The organism is Spirillospora sp. NPDC049024, from assembly GCF_040649235.1.
Lineage (GTDB): Bacteria > Actinomycetota > Actinomycetes > Streptosporangiales > Streptosporangiaceae > Spirillospora.
The window spans coordinates 15740-31703 of record NZ_JBEZFD010000010.1 but is presented as its reverse complement, the minus strand read 5'-3'; the positions used below and the strand labels follow the sequence as shown (position 1 = coordinate 31703).

Here is a 15964-nt window from a genome sequence, read left to right as displayed (position 1 = left end):
CCCGCGTCGCATACCCCGGAATTTGATCGTCATGTGACCGGACGATCACGATCCGGGAGATCAGCGGTGACCGGAACCGGACAGCCGCTACCATCGGACCGCTCCGCGAACGAAAGGAACCCCATGGCGAACTTCACGCTCGATGACGTTCGGCAACGGACGTACAAGGCGCGTGACGCCTGGTGGACCGTGCTGCTGGTCGACCCGCTCGCCGCCAGGCTGGTGAAGTTCACGGCCAACCGGACGCGCGTGACGCCGAACCAGCTCACCGTCGGCGCGCTCGTCCTCGGCCTCGCCGCCGGCGCCTGCTTCGCCGTCGCGTCCTGGCCGTGGCTGCTCGCCGGCGCGCTGCTGTACCACCTGTCGTTCACGCTCGACTGCATGGACGGCAAGATCGCTCGGCTGAAGGGCACCGGCTCGGTCTTCGGCGCCTGGCTCGACTACATCTTCGACCGCGTCCGCGTCCTCGCCTGCGCGATCGCCCTGATGGCCGGACAGTACGCCGCCACCGGCAACGTCGCCTACGTCTGGACGGCGCTCGGCGTCGTCTTCCTCGACATGCTGCGCTACATGGACGCGCTGGAGATCTACAAGGTCCGCTCGCAGATGCGGACGACCCTCAACGCGGCCCGCGAGGAGGCCAGGAACCTCGAACTCGCGGCCCGCCGCGCCAACGGCGAGCTCGCGGACGCCGACGAGGACCTGCGCTCCGCCGAGGCGCTCACCGAGGACCCCGAGGCCGACGCGGAGAACCGCGTCGTCGGCGACGACCCCAACATCGCCGTCCTCCAGGCGGGCTTCAACCAGCGCTTCCCCTGGTACGCCCGCATCCGCAACGTCCTCATGGCGGGCCGCATCCGCCCGCACCTGATCAGCGGCATCGAGTTCCAGATGGGCGTCTTCATCGTCGCCCCCATCGCCGCCGCGATCGTGCCGGGCGCCATCATCCCCGTGGTGGTCCTGAGCGGCGTCGGCCTGCTGGCCTTCGAGCTGATCATCATCTACAAGTTCTGGCTGTCCAGCCGCGACTACAGCCGCAGCCTCGCCAAGCTCAACGCCAAGATCGAGACCTACCGCGCCGAGCTGCCCGCCGAGCCCGCCGAGGCCGGCGCCGTGGTCGGCAGCTCCGGCTGACCCGGCTTTTCCCACCGACCCGGACATGGAAAGGTCCCCGCGGCACGGCCGCGGGGACCTTTCTCTTTGGATCGCCTCTCTGGATCGGACCTTTCCGGAACGGTTCCCTGCGCGACGGGCGCCTCGGAGGCGGCTCCCGGCCCCCTCAGCCCGCGCGGCGGGCGGTCACCAGGAGGTACTCCCAGTCCATGGACAGGGTCGGCCCTCCGCGGTCGTGTTCGCGGGCCAGGTCGGCGAGGGCCTCGTCCAGCGCGGCGACCTTGTCGGGGTCGTCCGCGATGCGGTTGTAGACGCTGATCGTGGGCCCGTAGCGGCTCTTGAAGTAGTCGCGGAAGTCGCCCGGCTTCTCGAACAGGTCGACGCGCAGCGCCTCCCGCCGGAAGCCGACCTCCGCGACGTGCTCGCCGAACAGCGCCTGGACGTGCTCCGGGTTCCCCCACAGCGGCGGCGGCTGCGCCCCGGGCGGGGGCGGCGGCGCGTACGGCTTCATCACGCCGAACATCCGGCCGATGAAGCCCTCCGGCGTCCAGTTGAGCAGCCCGATCGTGCCGCCCGGCCGGCAGACGCGCACCAGTTCGGCCGCGGTGGCCTCGTGGTGCGGGGCGAACATGGCGCCCACGCAGGACAGCACCGCGTCGAACTCCCCGTCCGCGTACGGCAGCGCCTCCGCGTCGGCCACCTGCCACTCCAGCTTCGCGCCGAGCCCTGCCGCGGCCGCCTTCCCGGCGTCGAGCAGTTCGGGCGTCAGGTCGCTGGCGACCACGTCCGCCCCCGCCAGCGCCGCCGCGATGGCGGCGTTGCCTGCCCCCGCCGCGACGTCCAGCACCCGCTGCCCGCGCCCGATCCCGGCGGCGCGGACCAGTTCCGCCCCCAGATCAGGGATCACCTCGTCCGCCAGCGCCGGGTAGTCGCCCGTCGCCCACATCGCCCGGTGCGCGGCTTTCACTGCGTCCCCCATGACTTTTCTCCCCTCGTGTCGTGGGGTCCACGTTAGGAACCGGCCGGGCGCGCTCCTAGTACAGGATCTGTACCGAGCCCTGGTCAGACGGGGAGTCGCCCGCCTAGCCTGCCCGTTATGGGGGCTTCCTACTACCAGTTCTGCCCCGTCGCCAAGGCGATGGAGCTGCTCGACGAGCGCTGGACGCTGCTGATCGTCCGGGAGCTGCTCGCGGGCAGCGAGCGCTTCAACGAGGTGCGGCGCGGCGTGCCGCGCATGTCGCCCACCCTGCTGGCCAAGCGGCTGAGCCAGCTCGTCCGCGCCGGGATCGTGGAGAAGCGGGACGACCGCTACGTCCTGACCCCGGCGGGCGAGGAGCTCCGCCCGGTGGCCGAGGCCCTCGCCGTCTGGGGCGTGCGCTGGATCGGCGAGCTGGGCGAACGCGACCTCGACCCGAAACTCCTCCTCTGGGACATGCGGCGGAACGTCGATCCCGCCGCGGTCCCGGAAGGCAGGACCGTGGTCATGTTCCGCTTCCCGGACGTCCCGGCCGCCGACCGCCACTGGTGGCTTGTCCTGACCGGGGACGCCACCGACGTCTGCGACCACGACCCCGGCCACGAGGTCTCCGTGACGGTGACCGCTCCCCTGCGCGCCCTGGTGCGGATCTGGCGCGGTGACCTCGCCTGGGCCGACGCGCTGCGCGCGGGGACGGTCGAGCTGGAAGGGCCCGAGCGTCTGCGCCGCGGCGTCCCGACGTGGTTCACCCTTCCCCCGTACGCCGGTGTCCCCCGTCCCGCCGAGGCCGGTTGAGCGCGCCTAGCCGGTGAGGAGGTCCGTCCACTGGCGGCAGACCCCCTCCAGGCCGTAGGCGCTCTTCACCTGGGTGCGGGCCAGCTCGGCGTCCTCCTGCCAGCGGCCCAGGGAGACCGTGGTGGCGATGGAGGCGGCCATGGCGGACGTGTCGTCGTGGATCCAGCGGCGGTCGTAGATGGTGTCCGCGCCAGGCCAGGGAAGCAGGGCCGGAACGGCCCCCGAGGCCATGCCCTCGGCGGGGGCCAGGTGGAAGCTCTCGTCGTCGCTGGTGGACAGGACCCAGCCGATGCGGCGCAGCCAGGAGGCCACGTCGCGGCCGTAGGAGTCGAACACGACGCCGCCGGAGAGGACGCGGGAGCGGCGGATGCGGCGGAAGACCTCCTCGTAGTGGGCCCGCTCCTCGTCCTTCTGCCAGATCCACCAGTACTCCCACGGGAGCTTGGACTTGACGAAGAGGGTGAAGCGGGGGTCGTCGCGGCGGAGCTCCTCGACGACGTCGAGGGCCAGGTCCAGGCGCTTGCGGGACGGGGCGATGCCGATCATCCCGAGGTGGTGCTCGGCGCCGGGGAGCTTGTCGCGGTCGAGTTGCGCGTCGTCCACCCAGTTCGGGATCGTGACGACCTTCCCGGCGGGCCAGCCGGTGATCTCGCGGGTCAGCTCGTTGTAGTGGGGGCTGACGCAGACGACCTGGTCGACGGCGCCGATGTCGAGCTGCTTCGGCCAGCCGGCGTACAGCTCGAAGCGGTGCAGGCGCACGACGAGGCGCTGGTCCGGGCGCTTGCGCCGGGCGTACCAGAGGGCGTTGGGGCCGCACCATTCGCAGACGATCACGTCCGCCCAGTCGACGAGGGCCTGGCTGCGCTCCTCGTCGTGGGCCTTCAGCGCGGCCCAGTGGTCGACCTGGACCTCCAGGTCGGAGCGGGAGCGCAGGTAGTCCAGCAGGCGGGAGAAGAACTTCAGGTCGTGGCCCGCCACGCCCACCCGCAGGCGGCGGCCCTTCACACCGAGGACCCGGTCGGACGGCTCCGGGAACGCCTGCGCCAGGTGGTCGCGCAGGCGGGCGGCGGCCGCGTCGAGGCTGAACGCGGCGGCGGCCGCGCGGCAGCGGTCGGCGGCGAGCGTGTAGACCTCGGGGTTCTTGCCGATGAGGGTGAGCGCGTCGAGGACGTCGTCCTCGGTGGCGGCGAACAGGGGGTAGTCGGCGCCGAGGAGCCGCTCGTGCATGGGGGTGCGGTTGAGGACGACCGGGACGCCGAGCGTCCCGCACTCCAGGACCTTCGTGGACAGCTCCAGGCTCGTGTCCATGGAGGCGTCGCGCCAGGACAGGCCCACGTCGCAGCCGGCGGTCAGCCGCATCGCCTCGGCCCGCGGGTGGCCGCCGTGCCACACCACGCCCTCGCCCGTCTCCAGCGCGGTCCTCATCCGGGCCGCGAAGCCGGGGTCGGCCGGGTCGTCGTGGATCTTGTCCCCGACCATGTGCAGCTCGGCGTCCACGCCGCGCATGGCCAGCAGGCGCGGGAGGGACGTCATCTCGTAGGTGTTCCAGCGCGGCGCGAACTTGCCGGTGTAGACGAGGCGGAGCGGGTGGCCCGGAGGGCCGGGGCGGCGCGTCTCCAGGCCGTCCGGGAGCACGACCACCGGCGGGAACAGCACGCTCTTGCCGGCCGTGGCCGGGACGGCGCTCTCCAGGAACCCGCGCAGCTCCTCGGTCTGGCAGAGCAGGACGCGGGAGGCGTCCGCGATCCGGCGCAGGTCGCCCTTGGCCGCGGCGGTGAACTCCGCCGCCGACTGGGGCACGTCGGTCAGGTACGTCCAGAGCCGCCCGGCCAGGGGGCCCGCGGCGAGCTTGCCGACGAGGTGGCGGCCGCGCACGACGACGAGGTCGTACGGGGCCTCCTCGTCGACGCGGGCGAGGACCTCGGCGGCCTGCCGGGGCGACATGCCGGCGGGGCCGTCGAACAGCCCCTCGGCGTGCGGGCTGCGGACGGTGACGCCGGGCAGCGCGCGGAGCGGGTCGACGAGCCGGCCGGTCCGGACGGGAGCCTTCAGGACCAGGGTCACCTCGCAGCCGGCGCGGGCCAGGGCCTGCACCATGCCCTGGGCCCAGATGGCCGATCCGTCGATCATGTTCAGGTCGACGTCGCCGTAGACGAGGGCGCGTGGTCGCACGGTGGTTCCTTTCAACGGGCCGGGCTCCTCGTGGCGGGACGCCCCTCCGCGTCCTGCCGCGAAGGCGCCGGTTCGAGGAGCTCGATGAGCGCGGCGGGCGCGGTGGCGGTCGCGTCCCAGCGCAGGGACGCCAGGGTGGCGGGCGGCGCCTCGCCCCACAGGACGAGCGGGAGCGAGCGGGCCGCGGCGATCCGGCGGATCCGGTGCAGCGCCAGATCGCGGTCGTACATGCCGGGGACGCCCAGGTAGGCCCAGGGGCCGCCGGGCTCGCCGGCCGCCGCGTCCACCACGAGCGCGTCCACGTCGGCGGCTTCGAGGGCGATCGCGGCGTCGTGCGGGTAAAGGGCGACGACCTTGGCGTGCTCGGCGAGGACGGCGGCCGTGCCGGGCGCGAGCACGCCCGCGATGACCGGGACGTCGGACGGGCCCGCGACGAGCAGGCGGTCCTCCGGCCGGTCCACGCGGTCCGGCTGGGACCCGCCGCCGGTGGAGCGCGCCGCCGCCGAGACGGGGGCGCTCCGCTTGCGCCAGAGCCGGTACAGCTCCCGCGGCAGCCGCTTGCCGCGCTTCGGGTCGCGCGCGGCGCCGGCGACCAGCCGCCCGAACTGGACGGCCGTCGAGGCCTCCAGCGCGGCGAGCCGCCGCTCCAGCTCGTCGATGCGCGCCTCGCGCTCGCGCAGCGCGGACCTCAGCCGCCCGATCCGCTGGTTGGCCTTGGCGTTCGTCTCCTCGTCACTCACCCAGGAACTCCATGATCACATCGGCGATGCGGGGACCGGCGTGGCCGTCCCACAGCGGCGGCCTGCGCCCGCCCGCCCGCGCGCCCGGCGCCGCGGCCGTCCCGCTCGCCGATCCCCCTTCCAGGCACTTGCGGACCCCCGGCACCAGCTCCTCGAACGTGACGAGCCGGTTCGTGCCGTGGGTGATCGTGATCGGCCGTTCGGTGTTGGGGCGGACGGTCAGGCACGGCACCCCGAGGATCGTCGTCTCCTCCTGGAGACCCCCCGAGTCGGTGACGACCGCCGCCGCGCCCCGCACGGCCGCGATGAAGTCGATGTACCCCAGCGGCTCCAGAATGTGCACCCGGTCGTGGTCGTCCAGCCCGGCGGCCAGCAGGTTCGCCCGCCCGCGCGGGTGGACGGGGATGACCAGGTCGGCGAGGTCGGCGACGCCGTGCAGGTGCCGGACGAGCGCCGCGGCCGTCTCCGGCGCGTCGACGTTCGCGGGGCGGTGCATGGTCGCGAGGACGTACCGCTCCGGCAGCCCGTGCGCCGCCCGCACGGCGGCCGTGTCGAACTGGTCCAGGTTGGCCAGCAGCGTGTCGATCATCGGGTTGCCGACCAGGTGGGCCCGCTCCACCGGGACGCCCTCGGCGGCCAGGTGGCCGATGGCCTCCGGGCTCGTGACCAGGCACAGCGCCGAGAGCTGGTCGGTCACCCTGCGGTTGACCTCCTCCGGCATGGTCATGTCGAAGCTGCGCAGCCCGGCCTCCACATGGGCGACCGGGATGTGCAGCTTGGCCGCGACGAGGGCGGCGGCGATCGTCGAGTTCACGTCGCCGTACACGATGACGAGCGCGGGTGAACGGCCCGTGAACTCCTTCTCCAGCCCGATCATGAGCGCGGCGGTCTGCTCGGCGTGCCCGCCCGACCCGACGCCGAGGTTGACGTCGGGCTCGGGCAGGCCCAGCTGGTCGAAGAAGACCTCCGACATCCGCGCGTCGTAGTGCTGGCCGGTGTGGATCACCGCCTGCTCGGCGCCCGCCGCGGCGAGCGCCGAGATCACCGGCGCCGCCTTGACGAAATTGGGTCGCGCCCCGAGGACGTGCACGATGGGTGCCAACACGATTTCCCTTCTGTTCATCGGAGTTGCCTACCGTCCGGCCTTGTGCCCGACGAACCCGTGAAGAAGACCGTCTACCTGGCCGGACTCGCCTGGCGCCAGCTCCGCGACGATCCGGGGCGGGCGTCCAGGCTCGCCGTGCGGCTGGCCGCCCGGACCCCGCTCGGCGCGCGGCTGCGGCGCTCCCGCCTCGTCGTCCCGAAGCCGCGGGACGTCCAGCGCGAGACCCGGGACCTGCGGCTCCTGCTCGCCCAGCCCGCGCGGGCGCGCCGGACGCTCCAGGACGGCTCCGCGCAGGGCGGCGCCGTGGATCACGGGGTGGTCCTGCAGTTCGTGACCAACGCTTTGCCGCGCACGAACGCGGGCTACACCGTGCGGACGCACCGGATCGCCCTCGCCCTGCGCGAGACGGGCGTCGAACCCCACATCGTGACCCGGCTCGGATACCCGCTCAGCCAGGGCCTCGGCGACGCGCGGGCGCGCGTGGACGTCGACGGCGTCCCGTACCACCGGCTGCTGCCCTGGTTCCCGCAGGCCGATCCGCTGGACGCGGTGGCGAAGAGCGCCGACCTCGCCGGACGGCTGGTCCGGGAGCTGCGGCCGTCCGTCCTGCACGCGGTCAGCAACCACCTGAACGCGGCCGTCGCGCTGGAGCTCGGCCACCGCCACGGCCTCCCCGTCGTCTACGAGGTGCGCGGCTTCCTGGAGGACTCCTGGCTCTCCCGCGATCCCGCGCACCGCGAGGACGACGAGTTCTACCGGCTGACCCGCGAGCTGGAGACCCGCCGGATGGCCGAGGCGGACGCGGTCGTCACGCTCGGCGAGGCGATGCGGGCGGAGATCGCGTCCCGCGGCGTCCCCGAGGAGAAGATCTTCACGGTGCCGAACGGTGTGGACGAGGCGTTCCTCGAACCGCTCCCGGACGCCTCGGACCTGCGCGAACGCCTGGGGATCGACCCCGGCGCCACGGTCGTGGGCCTCACGTCGTCGTTCTACGGCTACGAGGGCATCGACACGCTCATCGACGCGGCCGCCCTGCTGCGCGGGCGCGGCGCCCCGGTCACGCTGCTGCTCGTCGGGGACGGCCCGGAGCGCGGCGCGCTCGAACGGCGCGCGGCCGAACGCGGCGTCCACGCCGTGTTCACCGGCCGGGTGCCGATGGAGTCCGTTCGCCGTTACCACGCCGTCCTCGATGTCTTCGCGGTTCCGCGCCGGGCGGACCGGGTGTGCCAGTTGGTGACGCCTCTGAAACCGATCGAGGCCATGGCGGGGGGAATCCCCGTTATAGCCAGTGATGTCAAGGCTCTCCGCGAAATCGTGGAACCGGGCGTGACGGGGGCGTTAACAGTTCCGGAAGACCCGGAAGCCTGGGCGAATTGTCTGGAAGACCTGGCTTACAGTCCCGAAAGGAGACAGAAAATCGGGCGGTCGGCCCGTGAATGGGTCGCGGCGGAACGCACCTGGCGCGCCGTGACGGCCGGATACCGGGCCGCATACCGCTTCGCTCTCCACCAGAGCACATAGACACGCCCAGCACACAGATACGCCAAGCACATGGATCGAAGGGAGCCGGCCGCGTGGATCTCGTGGTCATCGGACTCGGCTACGTGGGACTGCCGCTCGTGCGGGAGGCCTGCCGGGCCGGCCTGCGGGTCGGCGGGCTCGACCTCGACGCGCGCGTGGTCGCCGGCCTCAAGGCCGGGCTGTCGCACGTCGACGACGTGTCGCCGGCCGAGGTCGAGAAGATGCTGCAGGCGGGGTTCGCCCCGAGCCTGCACGAGGACGTCCTGGACGGCGCCCGCACCGTGGTCATCTGCGTCCCGACGCCGCTCTCGCCCGAGGGCGGCCCGGACCTGACCGCGGTGCGCGGCGCGGCCGAGACCGTCGCCCGGCACCTGGAGCCCGGGACGCTGGTGGTGCTGGAGTCGACCACCTACCCGGGCACCACCGAGGAGGTCGTCCGGCCGATCCTGGAGACGTCCGGCCTGGTCGCCGGGGAGGAGTTCCACCTGGCGTTCTCGCCGGAGCGGATCGACCCCGGCAACCCCGTCTACGGCGTCCGCAACACCCCGAAGATCGTCGGCGGGCTGACGCCGGCCTGCGCGTCGGCGGCGTCGTCGTTCTACGGCAAGTTCGTCGACCGGGTCGTGGAGGCCAAGGGGACGCGCGAGGCCGAGATGGCCAAGCTGCTGGAGAACACCTACCGGCACGTCAACATCGCGCTGGTCAACGAGATGGCGGTGTTCTGCAACGAGCTCGGCATCGACCTGTGGGACGCCATCGACTGCGCGGCCACCAAGCCGTTCGGCTTCCAGGCGTTCCGCCCGGGGCCGGGCGTCGGCGGGCACTGCATCCCGATCGACCCGAACTACCTGTCCTACAAGGTCCGCTCGCTGGGCTACCCGTTCCGGTTCGTCGAGCTGGCCCAGGAGATCAACGACCGGATGCCCCGCTATGTGGCGGAACGCGCCCAGCAGCTCCTCAACCGGGAGGGCCGCGCGCTCAAGGGCGCCCGGGTCCTGCTGCTCGGCGTCACCTACAAGGCCGACATCGCCGACCAGCGCGAGTCGCCGGCGCGCCCCGTGGCGCGGCGGCTGGCCCGCCTCGGCGCCGACCTGTCGTTCCACGACCCGTTCGTCGCCTCGTGGGAGGTGGACGGCGCGCCGGTGCCGTCGGCCGGGGACGACCTGGTCGCCGCGCTGGAGGCGTCCGACTTGGCGATCGTCCTGGCCGACCACGCCGCCTACGACGCGGCGACGCTGTCCCGGCACGCGCGGCTGCTGTTCGACACCCGCGGCCGGACCCGCAACGTCCAGCAGGACACCGTCGAGCTCCTCTGAGCATCGGTGGCGCCGAGGCTTTCTCGACATCGAGTTCTCCGGCGCCTTCGAGCCTCTTTGCACCGCCGAGACTTCCAGGGCAAGCGGACTTCTCCGGCGGGCGGGATTCTTTGACAGGGGTTTCCCGTCCGCCGGAACGTCCCTGACCGGCGGACGGCCCTATCAGTCAAGGACGAGTCGCCCGGCAGCGTCCATGCCCAGGCCAGCCGGAATTCATCGGCAATTTCCATCCGGGACCAAGAATCACCGGTGATGGTCGATTCGGACATTGCGGAGTGAGTGTGATGCGGGTCTGCGTTTGCACGGTCGTGCACCACCCCGAGGACGCGCGCATTCTGCACCGGCAGATACGCGCCCTCCTCGACGCCGGTCACGAGGTCACGTACATCGCCCCGTTCCGGGCGTGCAACGCGACCCCGTGGCGGCACATCAGCCCGGTGGACGTCCCGCGCGCCACCGGACGGCGCCGGATCCGGGCCCTGCGCGCCGCCCACCGCGCGCTCGCCGAGCACGCCGCGTACGCCGACGTCATCCTCCTGCACGACCCCGAGCTGCTGGTGTCGCTGCCCCGCGAGGTGCAGGGGCGGACGGTCGTCTGGGACGTCCACGAGGACACCGCCGCCGCCCTCTCCGCCAAGGGCTGGGTGCCCGGGCCGGCCCGTCCCCTGCTGCGCCCGGCCGTCCACCATCTGGAGCGGCGCAGCGAGCGGCGGCACCGGCTGCTGCTCGCCGAGGAGGGCTACCGGGCCCGGTTCCGCGGGGAGCACCCGGTCGTGCCCAACACCACCTACGTCTCCGACGTGCCGCCCGGACCGCCGGACGGCCGCCGCGCCGTCTACGTCGGGCAGCTGTCGCGGGCGCGCGGCGCCCTCGACATGATCGAGATGGCCCGGACCCTGGCCGCCGAGGGCGTGCTGGTGGAGCTGATCGGCGCGGCCGACGCCGACGTCCGGGGCGCGCTGCGGGACGCGCAGCGCGAGGGGATCGTCCGCTGGTACGGGTTCGTCCCGAACGACCGGGCGCTGCGCATCGCCGAGGGCGCGATGGCCGGGCTGGCGCTGCTGCACGACGAGCCGAACTACCGGCACTCGATGCCGACGAAGGTCGTCGAGTACATGGCCCGCGGCATCCCGGTGATCAGCACGCCGAACCCGCCCGCCGTGGAGATCATCGAGCCCGCCGACTGCGGGCTGATCGTCCCGTTCGAGGCGCCGGAGGCCGCCGCCAAGGCCGTCCTGCGGCTGCGGGACGACCCCGGCCTGCGCGCGGGGCTCGGCAAGCGCGGCTACGAGGCCGCCCGCGAGCGGTTCCACTGGCCCGTCCACGCCGAACGGTTCGTCGCCCAACTGGAGGCGTGGGCGGGCCGCTCCTCCCTGGTCGCCCCGGAACCGGAGCCGGAGCCCGTCCCCGAGTTCTGAGCCGCCCGGGCCCGCGGCCGCCCGGCCGCGTTCAGGAGCCGGACTCGGACATGTGGCGCAGGCGGTAGGCGACCGAGCGGGCGATGCGGGCGGCGGCGCCCGGCGGCCGGTTCGCCTCGACCATCACGACGCACCGGCCCACCCGCAGCGCGATCATCCCCGCGGTCGGGCCGATCTCGTAGGCCTCGTCGCCGCCGATGTCGCGGCGCCGCCTGACCTGCGCCTGCGCGGCCTGGAGCGTCCCCAGCATCCGCGACGCCGCCTCGTCGGTGTCGGCGACCCAGCGGACGCTCACCGTGAGACCGGTGACCACCGCCTCCTGGCCGCCGTCCGGGTCCGGCCCGTCCGTCTTCGAGCCGCTCTTCTTCGGATCGTCCTCTCGCGGGCCGTCCTTGCCGGAGTTCGGGACGGCCTCCTGCCCCGCCGAGGGACGCGGCGACGCCGAGCCCGTCGCGCTCGGCTTCGGCTCGGGGGACTTCCGCCCGCCGGCCCGCGCCCGCCCGCCGCGGGGCTCGTACGTGCAGGACACCGGGTGCGGGAGGCGCACCGTCCCGACGGCCGCGCGGCTCGGCTCGGGCGCGTGGCCGGCCATCCGCACCGCCGCCAGGTCGGGCTTCTTGAGCAGGGCGCACGCGTCCGGCCAGTCCTCCTCCGGCACGCCGCCGAGTTCCGGCGGCCCGGTGCCGGTGAGCCCGCCGCGCAGGGCGACCAGCCGGGCCCCGCCGTCCGGGCGCGGCGCCGCCTGCGGGAGCGCCGCGTACAGCAGCCCGCCCGCGGCCGCCAGCCACGGCCGGACGCCCGGCAGGTCCGGGTCCATCGAGAAGGGGGCGGGCGCGGTCGTGGTGCTCCCGTCACCGGGCGCGACGATGTCGACCCCCGCGGGCAGCAGGCGGTCCGAAAGCCGGGGGCGCAGCGCGAACACCTGACCGCCGGCCTGCGCGAGCGCGGCGTAGGCGGGCACGTCGCGGCCCCACTCGACCCGCCCGGAGCGCACGTCCACCGCCTCCATGCGGGCCTCGTCGGCGCCGTCCCCTTCGGTGCTCTTCTCCTCGGTGCCGTTCTCCCCTGTGCCGCTTCCGTCAGGGCCGTCCTCTTCGGGGCCGGTCCCGTCCGGGTGGTAGACGACCACGAGCCGGCCCGCCGCCAGCACGCCCGGGCACATCAGGTCGCCGCACACGCCGTCGCCCTTCCAGGCGCCGAACTGGCGGCCGCCGTCGTCGAACGCGCGCAGGGCCGTCCCGTCCGAGACGAGCGTCACGCCCTCCAGCATCGACACCTCGGGGGACTCCCGGGAGCCGAGCCGCCGGTCCCAGCGCACGAGGCCCTTCGTGGGATCGACAGCCAGCAGCCGGCTGCGGTGCCCCGTGTCGCCGCCCGGGTCGCCGCCGCGATCGCCGCGGGAGTCCGCGCAGCGCAGGCCCAGCGCGGCGAGGTCCTCCCTGCCGTCGGACGGGTGCGCCCCGCCCTCGAACAGGCGGCAGCCGCGCGGCAGGGCCAGCCGCCACACCCGGTTCCCCGTCACGGCCGAGACCCCGAAGAGCGTCCGGCGCCCCTCGTCGGTGGTGAGCAGCACGTCGGACCCGGCGGGCCAGCGCAGCGTGGTGCGGGAGACCGCGGCGGGCCGCTCGTCCTCGCGCCGCCACAGCAGCCCGCCCGACAGCGCGTCGAACGCGATGAGCGCCCGGTCGCCGCGGTCGCCGTCCCGCTCGAAGTAGGCGACGACGCGCGACCCCGTGGACGTCCAGCCGAGCAGGGACCACCCGGCGCGGCGGTAGCTCCAGCGCGCGGCGCCGGTGCGCGCGTCCCGCACCTCGATCCCGTGCCCGGACGCCGTCACGACCTGTCCCCGCGCGACCTGGTAGGCGACGCCGTCGTAGCCGGCGACGGAACCGCGGTGCGCCCGCGTCGTCCGCTCCCAGCTCACCGCGAGCGGGCCCGGCGGCGGGCCCGCCTCGCTCTGCGGCGCCACGGGCGCCCCGGTCACGGTGTGGCGGACCTGCCACCACTCGGCGCGCAGGACGTAGGTGTCGACGAGGACGACGCAGAGCGCGACGGCGACGACCCCGGACAGCAGCCCGAGCGCGACGCGGACCCTGCCCACGGACTCCGGTCGGCCCTCAGGCCGCTGCCGGCTCCCGACCACGACCGCGCCGCCTCCCCCACGTACCGTACTGACAAGGACTGTGCTCAAAAGGACGACACCCACCATGCCCTGTGCGAGGCTCCCGCGCGACACGGCCGGAAAGAACGGAGCGACCCGTGGAGGTCTTCACCCGCTGGCACGCCTGGGAGACGGCCCGGGCGGACATCACCGCGTCCGGTGCGGACGTGGACCTGGACGGCCTGGACCGGGCCGTCTCCGCCGCCGTCCGCTGGCACGGCGACCAGCGGCGGCCGACCGGCGCCCCCTACGTCGAGCACCTGCTGGAGGCCCTCGAAGTGCTCGTGCGCGGGGCGGGGGTGACGGCGTCCGCCGTCCTGTCCGCCGCGGTCCTGCACGACGTCGTGGAGGACACGCCCGCCTCCCTCGCCGACGTGGAGGCCGAGTTCGGCCCGGAGGTGACCGAGCTGGTCGACTGGGTCACCAAGCCGCCCGCCGGCGGGGCCGGACGCCAGGCCAAGCGCGCCGCCAAGGCCGCCTACCTGCGGCGCCTGCGGGACGCCCCGCGCGAGGCGGTCCTGGTCAAGCTCGCCGACCGCGCCAGCAACGTGCAGACCCTCGACGCGATGCCGCCGGACTTCCAGCGCCGCTACTACGCCGAGACCCTGACCTACATCGTCCCGCTGGCCGAGCCCGAGCCCTGGTTCCGGGCCTGGTACGCGGACTGGAGGCGGCATTTCGCCCACCTCCAGTGACCCGCCGGTCATGTAGTGGGAGGATGCGGGCCATGGAACGCGAGTGGGTCGTCGAGGAGAGCGTGGTCGTCGCCGCGCCGGTGCGGGACGTCTACGCGGCGGTCGCGGATCCGCGGCGGATGGGCGACTGGAGCCCGGAGGTGTTCGCGACCTGGGTGCGCGGGCGCGCGATCCGGCCGGGGACGAGGTTCGTCGGGTTCAACCGCGCCGGCTGGCGCGTGTGGTTCACCACGTGCCAGGTGAGCGCGGCGGTCCCCGGGGAGGTGTTCGCCTTCCGGGTGTCGAGCTTCGGGATCCCCGTGGCCCTGTGGGGCTACCGGTTCGAGGACGTCACGCAGGACCCGGCCGCGCCCCGGACCCGGCTCACCGAGTACTGGGAGGACCAGCGCCGCGACCACCGCGGCGCGGCGTTCGTCTCGCTGCTCGGCAAGGTCTTCACCGGCGTCCCGGCCGAGGGGCGCGCCGAGGTCAACCGCAAGGGCATGCGCGCCACCCTCGACCGGATGCGGACGGCCCTCGAGAAGGGCTGACCGCCGCGGTCCGCGGGTCGGTCCTTGGCAGCAAAACGAGAACCTGTTCTACTTAGCGGTGTGACAACCACCGCCCAGGCGCACGCGATCCAGGGGGAGCGGGTCACCCTCCCGGTGCGGATCCGCGACGCCGCCGTCGCCTCGGCCATGTTCGCCGTGCCCGCCGGCGCGGCCCGGGACGTCATCGCCTACTCCGGGCTCGACGTCGCCGAGCCGCTGCCAGGCCGGGCCATCTGCTCGCTGGCCTTCGTCCGGTACGCGGACGGGGACCTCGGCCCCTACCACGAGTTCGCCGTCGCCTTCCTGGTGCGCCCGCCCGGCGCGGCGCCGCCGCAGGGGGTGCTCGGACGGCTGCGCGGGATCGGGGCTTTCATCCACTGGCTGCCGGTCAACCAGGAGTTCACGCTGGAGGCCGGACGGACGATCTGGGGCTTCCCCAAGGAGATCGCCGACATCCCCATGGACCTCGCCGGGCGCGTGAAGCGCTGCGCGGTGCGGATCGGCGGGCGGACGGTGATCGAGGTGGCGGTCCGGCCGGGCCTGCCGATGCCGTCCGGGGCGGGCGCCCCGAGCGTCGACGCCTACTCCTGCCTGGACGGCGTGACGCGCCGGACCCCGTGGACGCTCACACCGTCCGATGTCCGGACCCGGCCGGGCGGCGCGAAGGTCGTCCTGGGCGACCACCCGGTGGCCGACGAGCTGCGCGGCCTCGGGCTCGACCGGGCGCGGGCGCTGACCACCAGCACCGTCGGGCATCTGCAGATGGTCTTCCAGGGCGCCGAGGAGGTGCGCACGTGAGGCGGACGGCGCTGGTGACCGGCGCCGCGCGCGGGCTCGGCGCCGCGGCGGCGCGGCGGCTGGCCGCGGCGGCGTGGGACGTCGTCGCGGTGGACGTGGACGAACTCGGTCTCGCCAAGACGGCGCACCGCTCCCCCAACACCCACGTGCGGGTGTGCGACGTCACCGACCCCGGCGCCGTCGCCGAGGTGCTGGCGATGACCGGCCCCGTGCACCGCGTCGTCCACGCCGCGTCGGCCGCGTCGGCCGGGCCGGTGCTCGCGCAGCCGCTCCACGAGGTGGAGCACGTCCTGCGGACGAACGTCCTCGGCGCCGTCCACATCGTCCGGGCGACGCTGCCGGGCATGCTGGAGCGCCGCGCCGGGGAGCTGTTCCTCTGCCCGGGCGCCTCGGGCCCGCCGGAGAGCCCGTCCGCCGCCGCAGTGGCCGCCTACGCCGACGCGCTGTTCGCCGAGCACGGCGGGCGGGGCGTGGCGCTGCGCTGCGTCCACGCGGCGGCCGGGACGCCGCACGGCCCCGTCCTCGACGCCATGGACCGCTCGCTGGCGCGTCCCGCCGCGGACGTCCACGTACGGGTCGGGCCGGCCCGCCGGGCGCTCCTCCCGGCGCTCGCCCGACGCTGAA

At 74.1% G+C, this 15964-nt stretch carries 14 protein-coding genes; 9 read left to right on the top strand and 5 right to left on the bottom strand.

What is annotated here, in order from left to right:
• Positions 1–123 precede the first annotated feature (123 nt).
• On the top strand, positions 124–1134 hold the full coding sequence (locus tag AB0C21_RS19740; RefSeq protein WP_500205821.1) for a CDP-alcohol phosphatidyltransferase family protein: 1011 nt from the start codon (positions 124–126) through the stop codon (positions 1132–1134).
• Between the two features lie 145 nt (positions 1135–1279).
• Here the strand turns inward: AB0C21_RS19740 and AB0C21_RS19735 are convergent, their stop codons facing one another.
• The gene (locus AB0C21_RS19735; protein WP_500205820.1) at positions 1280–2092 is read right to left on the bottom strand and encodes a class I SAM-dependent methyltransferase; all 813 of its coding nucleotides are present in this window, start codon (positions 2090–2092) and stop codon (positions 1280–1282) included.
• Positions 2093–2209: 117 nt separating this feature from the next.
• Between AB0C21_RS19735 and AB0C21_RS19730 the strand changes: the two genes are divergently transcribed.
• The gene (locus AB0C21_RS19730; protein ID WP_500205819.1) at positions 2210–2884 is read left to right on the top strand and encodes a winged helix-turn-helix transcriptional regulator; all 675 of its coding nucleotides are present in this window, start codon (positions 2210–2212) and stop codon (positions 2882–2884) included.
• Between the two features lie 6 nt (positions 2885–2890).
• On the opposite strand, the gene AB0C21_RS19725 is transcribed toward AB0C21_RS19730, so the two are convergent.
• From AB0C21_RS19725 to wecB, 3 genes are read right to left on the bottom strand one after another with little or no spacing between them, the layout of a single operon-like run.
• The gene (locus AB0C21_RS19725; protein WP_500206174.1) at positions 2891–5014 is read right to left on the bottom strand and encodes a glycosyltransferase family protein; all 2124 of its coding nucleotides are present in this window, start codon (positions 5012–5014) and stop codon (positions 2891–2893) included.
• Between the two features lie 53 nt (positions 5015–5067).
• Entirely contained in the window at positions 5068–5796 is a 729-nt protein-coding gene (locus AB0C21_RS19720; RefSeq protein WP_500205817.1) for a hypothetical protein, read from the bottom strand.
• A complete protein-coding gene (gene wecB, locus AB0C21_RS19715) occupies positions 5789–6919 on the bottom strand; it encodes a non-hydrolyzing UDP-N-acetylglucosamine 2-epimerase (protein ID WP_500205816.1) in 1131 nt (376 codons plus the stop codon). The genes AB0C21_RS19720 and wecB overlap by 8 nt, the downstream gene beginning before the upstream one ends.
• Before the next feature lie 24 nt (positions 6920–6943).
• Here wecB and AB0C21_RS19710 point away from each other — a divergent pair, with 24 nt between their 5' ends.
• The 3 genes from AB0C21_RS19710 to AB0C21_RS19700 all read left to right on the top strand — a co-directional run bounded on the left by AB0C21_RS19710 (position 6944) and on the right by AB0C21_RS19700 (position 11156).
• Positions 6944–8422, top strand: coding sequence for a glycosyltransferase family 4 protein (locus AB0C21_RS19710; protein WP_500205815.1), 1479 nt, complete (start codon positions 6944–6946; stop codon positions 8420–8422).
• Between the two features lie 53 nt (positions 8423–8475).
• The gene (locus AB0C21_RS19705) at positions 8476–9738 is read left to right on the top strand and encodes a nucleotide sugar dehydrogenase (protein WP_500205813.1); all 1263 of its coding nucleotides are present in this window, start codon (positions 8476–8478) and stop codon (positions 9736–9738) included.
• A gap of 284 nt (positions 9739–10022) precedes the next feature.
• Positions 10023–11156, top strand: coding sequence for a glycosyltransferase family 4 protein (locus tag AB0C21_RS19700; protein WP_149259112.1), 1134 nt, complete (start codon positions 10023–10025; stop codon positions 11154–11156).
• 31 nt (positions 11157–11187) lie between these two features.
• On the opposite strand, the gene AB0C21_RS19695 is transcribed toward AB0C21_RS19700, so the two are convergent.
• A complete protein-coding gene (locus tag AB0C21_RS19695; RefSeq protein ID WP_500205810.1) occupies positions 11188–13257 on the bottom strand; it encodes an outer membrane protein assembly factor BamB family protein in 2070 nt (689 codons plus the stop codon).
• 158 nt (positions 13258–13415) lie between these two features.
• Between AB0C21_RS19695 and AB0C21_RS19690 the strand changes: the two genes are divergently transcribed.
• From AB0C21_RS19690 to AB0C21_RS19675, 4 genes are read left to right on the top strand one after another with little or no spacing between them, the layout of a single operon-like run.
• Positions 13416–14012 carry an HD domain-containing protein gene (locus AB0C21_RS19690; protein ID WP_500205808.1) on the top strand — a complete coding sequence of 199 codons (597 nt, stop codon included), beginning with the start codon at positions 13416–13418 and terminating at the stop codon, positions 14010–14012.
• 32 nt (positions 14013–14044) lie between these two features.
• The gene (locus AB0C21_RS19685) at positions 14045–14542 is read left to right on the top strand and encodes an SRPBCC family protein (RefSeq protein ID WP_149259109.1); all 498 of its coding nucleotides are present in this window, start codon (positions 14045–14047) and stop codon (positions 14540–14542) included.
• Between the two features lie 60 nt (positions 14543–14602).
• Positions 14603–15340: an acetoacetate decarboxylase family protein gene (locus AB0C21_RS19680; RefSeq protein WP_500205805.1), complete on the top strand. Its 738-nt coding sequence runs from the start codon at positions 14603–14605 to the stop codon at positions 15338–15340.
• Positions 15337–15963 (top strand): SDR family NAD(P)-dependent oxidoreductase, encoded by a 627-nt coding sequence (locus tag AB0C21_RS19675; protein ID WP_500205803.1) that lies wholly within the window; start codon positions 15337–15339, stop codon positions 15961–15963. The genes AB0C21_RS19680 and AB0C21_RS19675 overlap by 4 nt, the downstream gene beginning before the upstream one ends.
• Position 15964 lies beyond the last annotated feature (1 nt).

Bases quoted from the DNA above. Each gene is read 5' to 3' on its own strand.
- AB0C21_RS19730 (WP_500205819.1), top strand. From the start codon at position 2,210: ATGGGGGCTTCCTACTACCAGTTCTGCCCCGTCGCCAAGGCGATGGAG.
- AB0C21_RS19725 (WP_500206174.1), bottom strand. From the start codon at position 5,014: ATGATCGACGGATCGGCCATCTGGGCCCAGGGCATGGTGCAGGCCCTG.
- AB0C21_RS19685 (WP_149259109.1), top strand. From the start codon at position 14,045: ATGGAACGCGAGTGGGTCGTCGAGGAGAGCGTGGTCGTCGCCGCGCCG.
- AB0C21_RS19740 (WP_500205821.1), top strand. From the start codon at position 124: ATGGCGAACTTCACGCTCGATGACGTTCGGCAACGGACGTACAAGGCG.
- AB0C21_RS19700 (WP_149259112.1), top strand. From the start codon at position 10,023: ATGCGGGTCTGCGTTTGCACGGTCGTGCACCACCCCGAGGACGCGCGC.
- wecB (WP_500205816.1), bottom strand. From the start codon at position 6,919: ATGAACAGAAGGGAAATCGTGTTGGCACCCATCGTGCACGTCCTCGGG.
- AB0C21_RS19735 (WP_500205820.1), bottom strand. From the start codon at position 2,092: ATGGGGGACGCAGTGAAAGCCGCGCACCGGGCGATGTGGGCGACGGGC.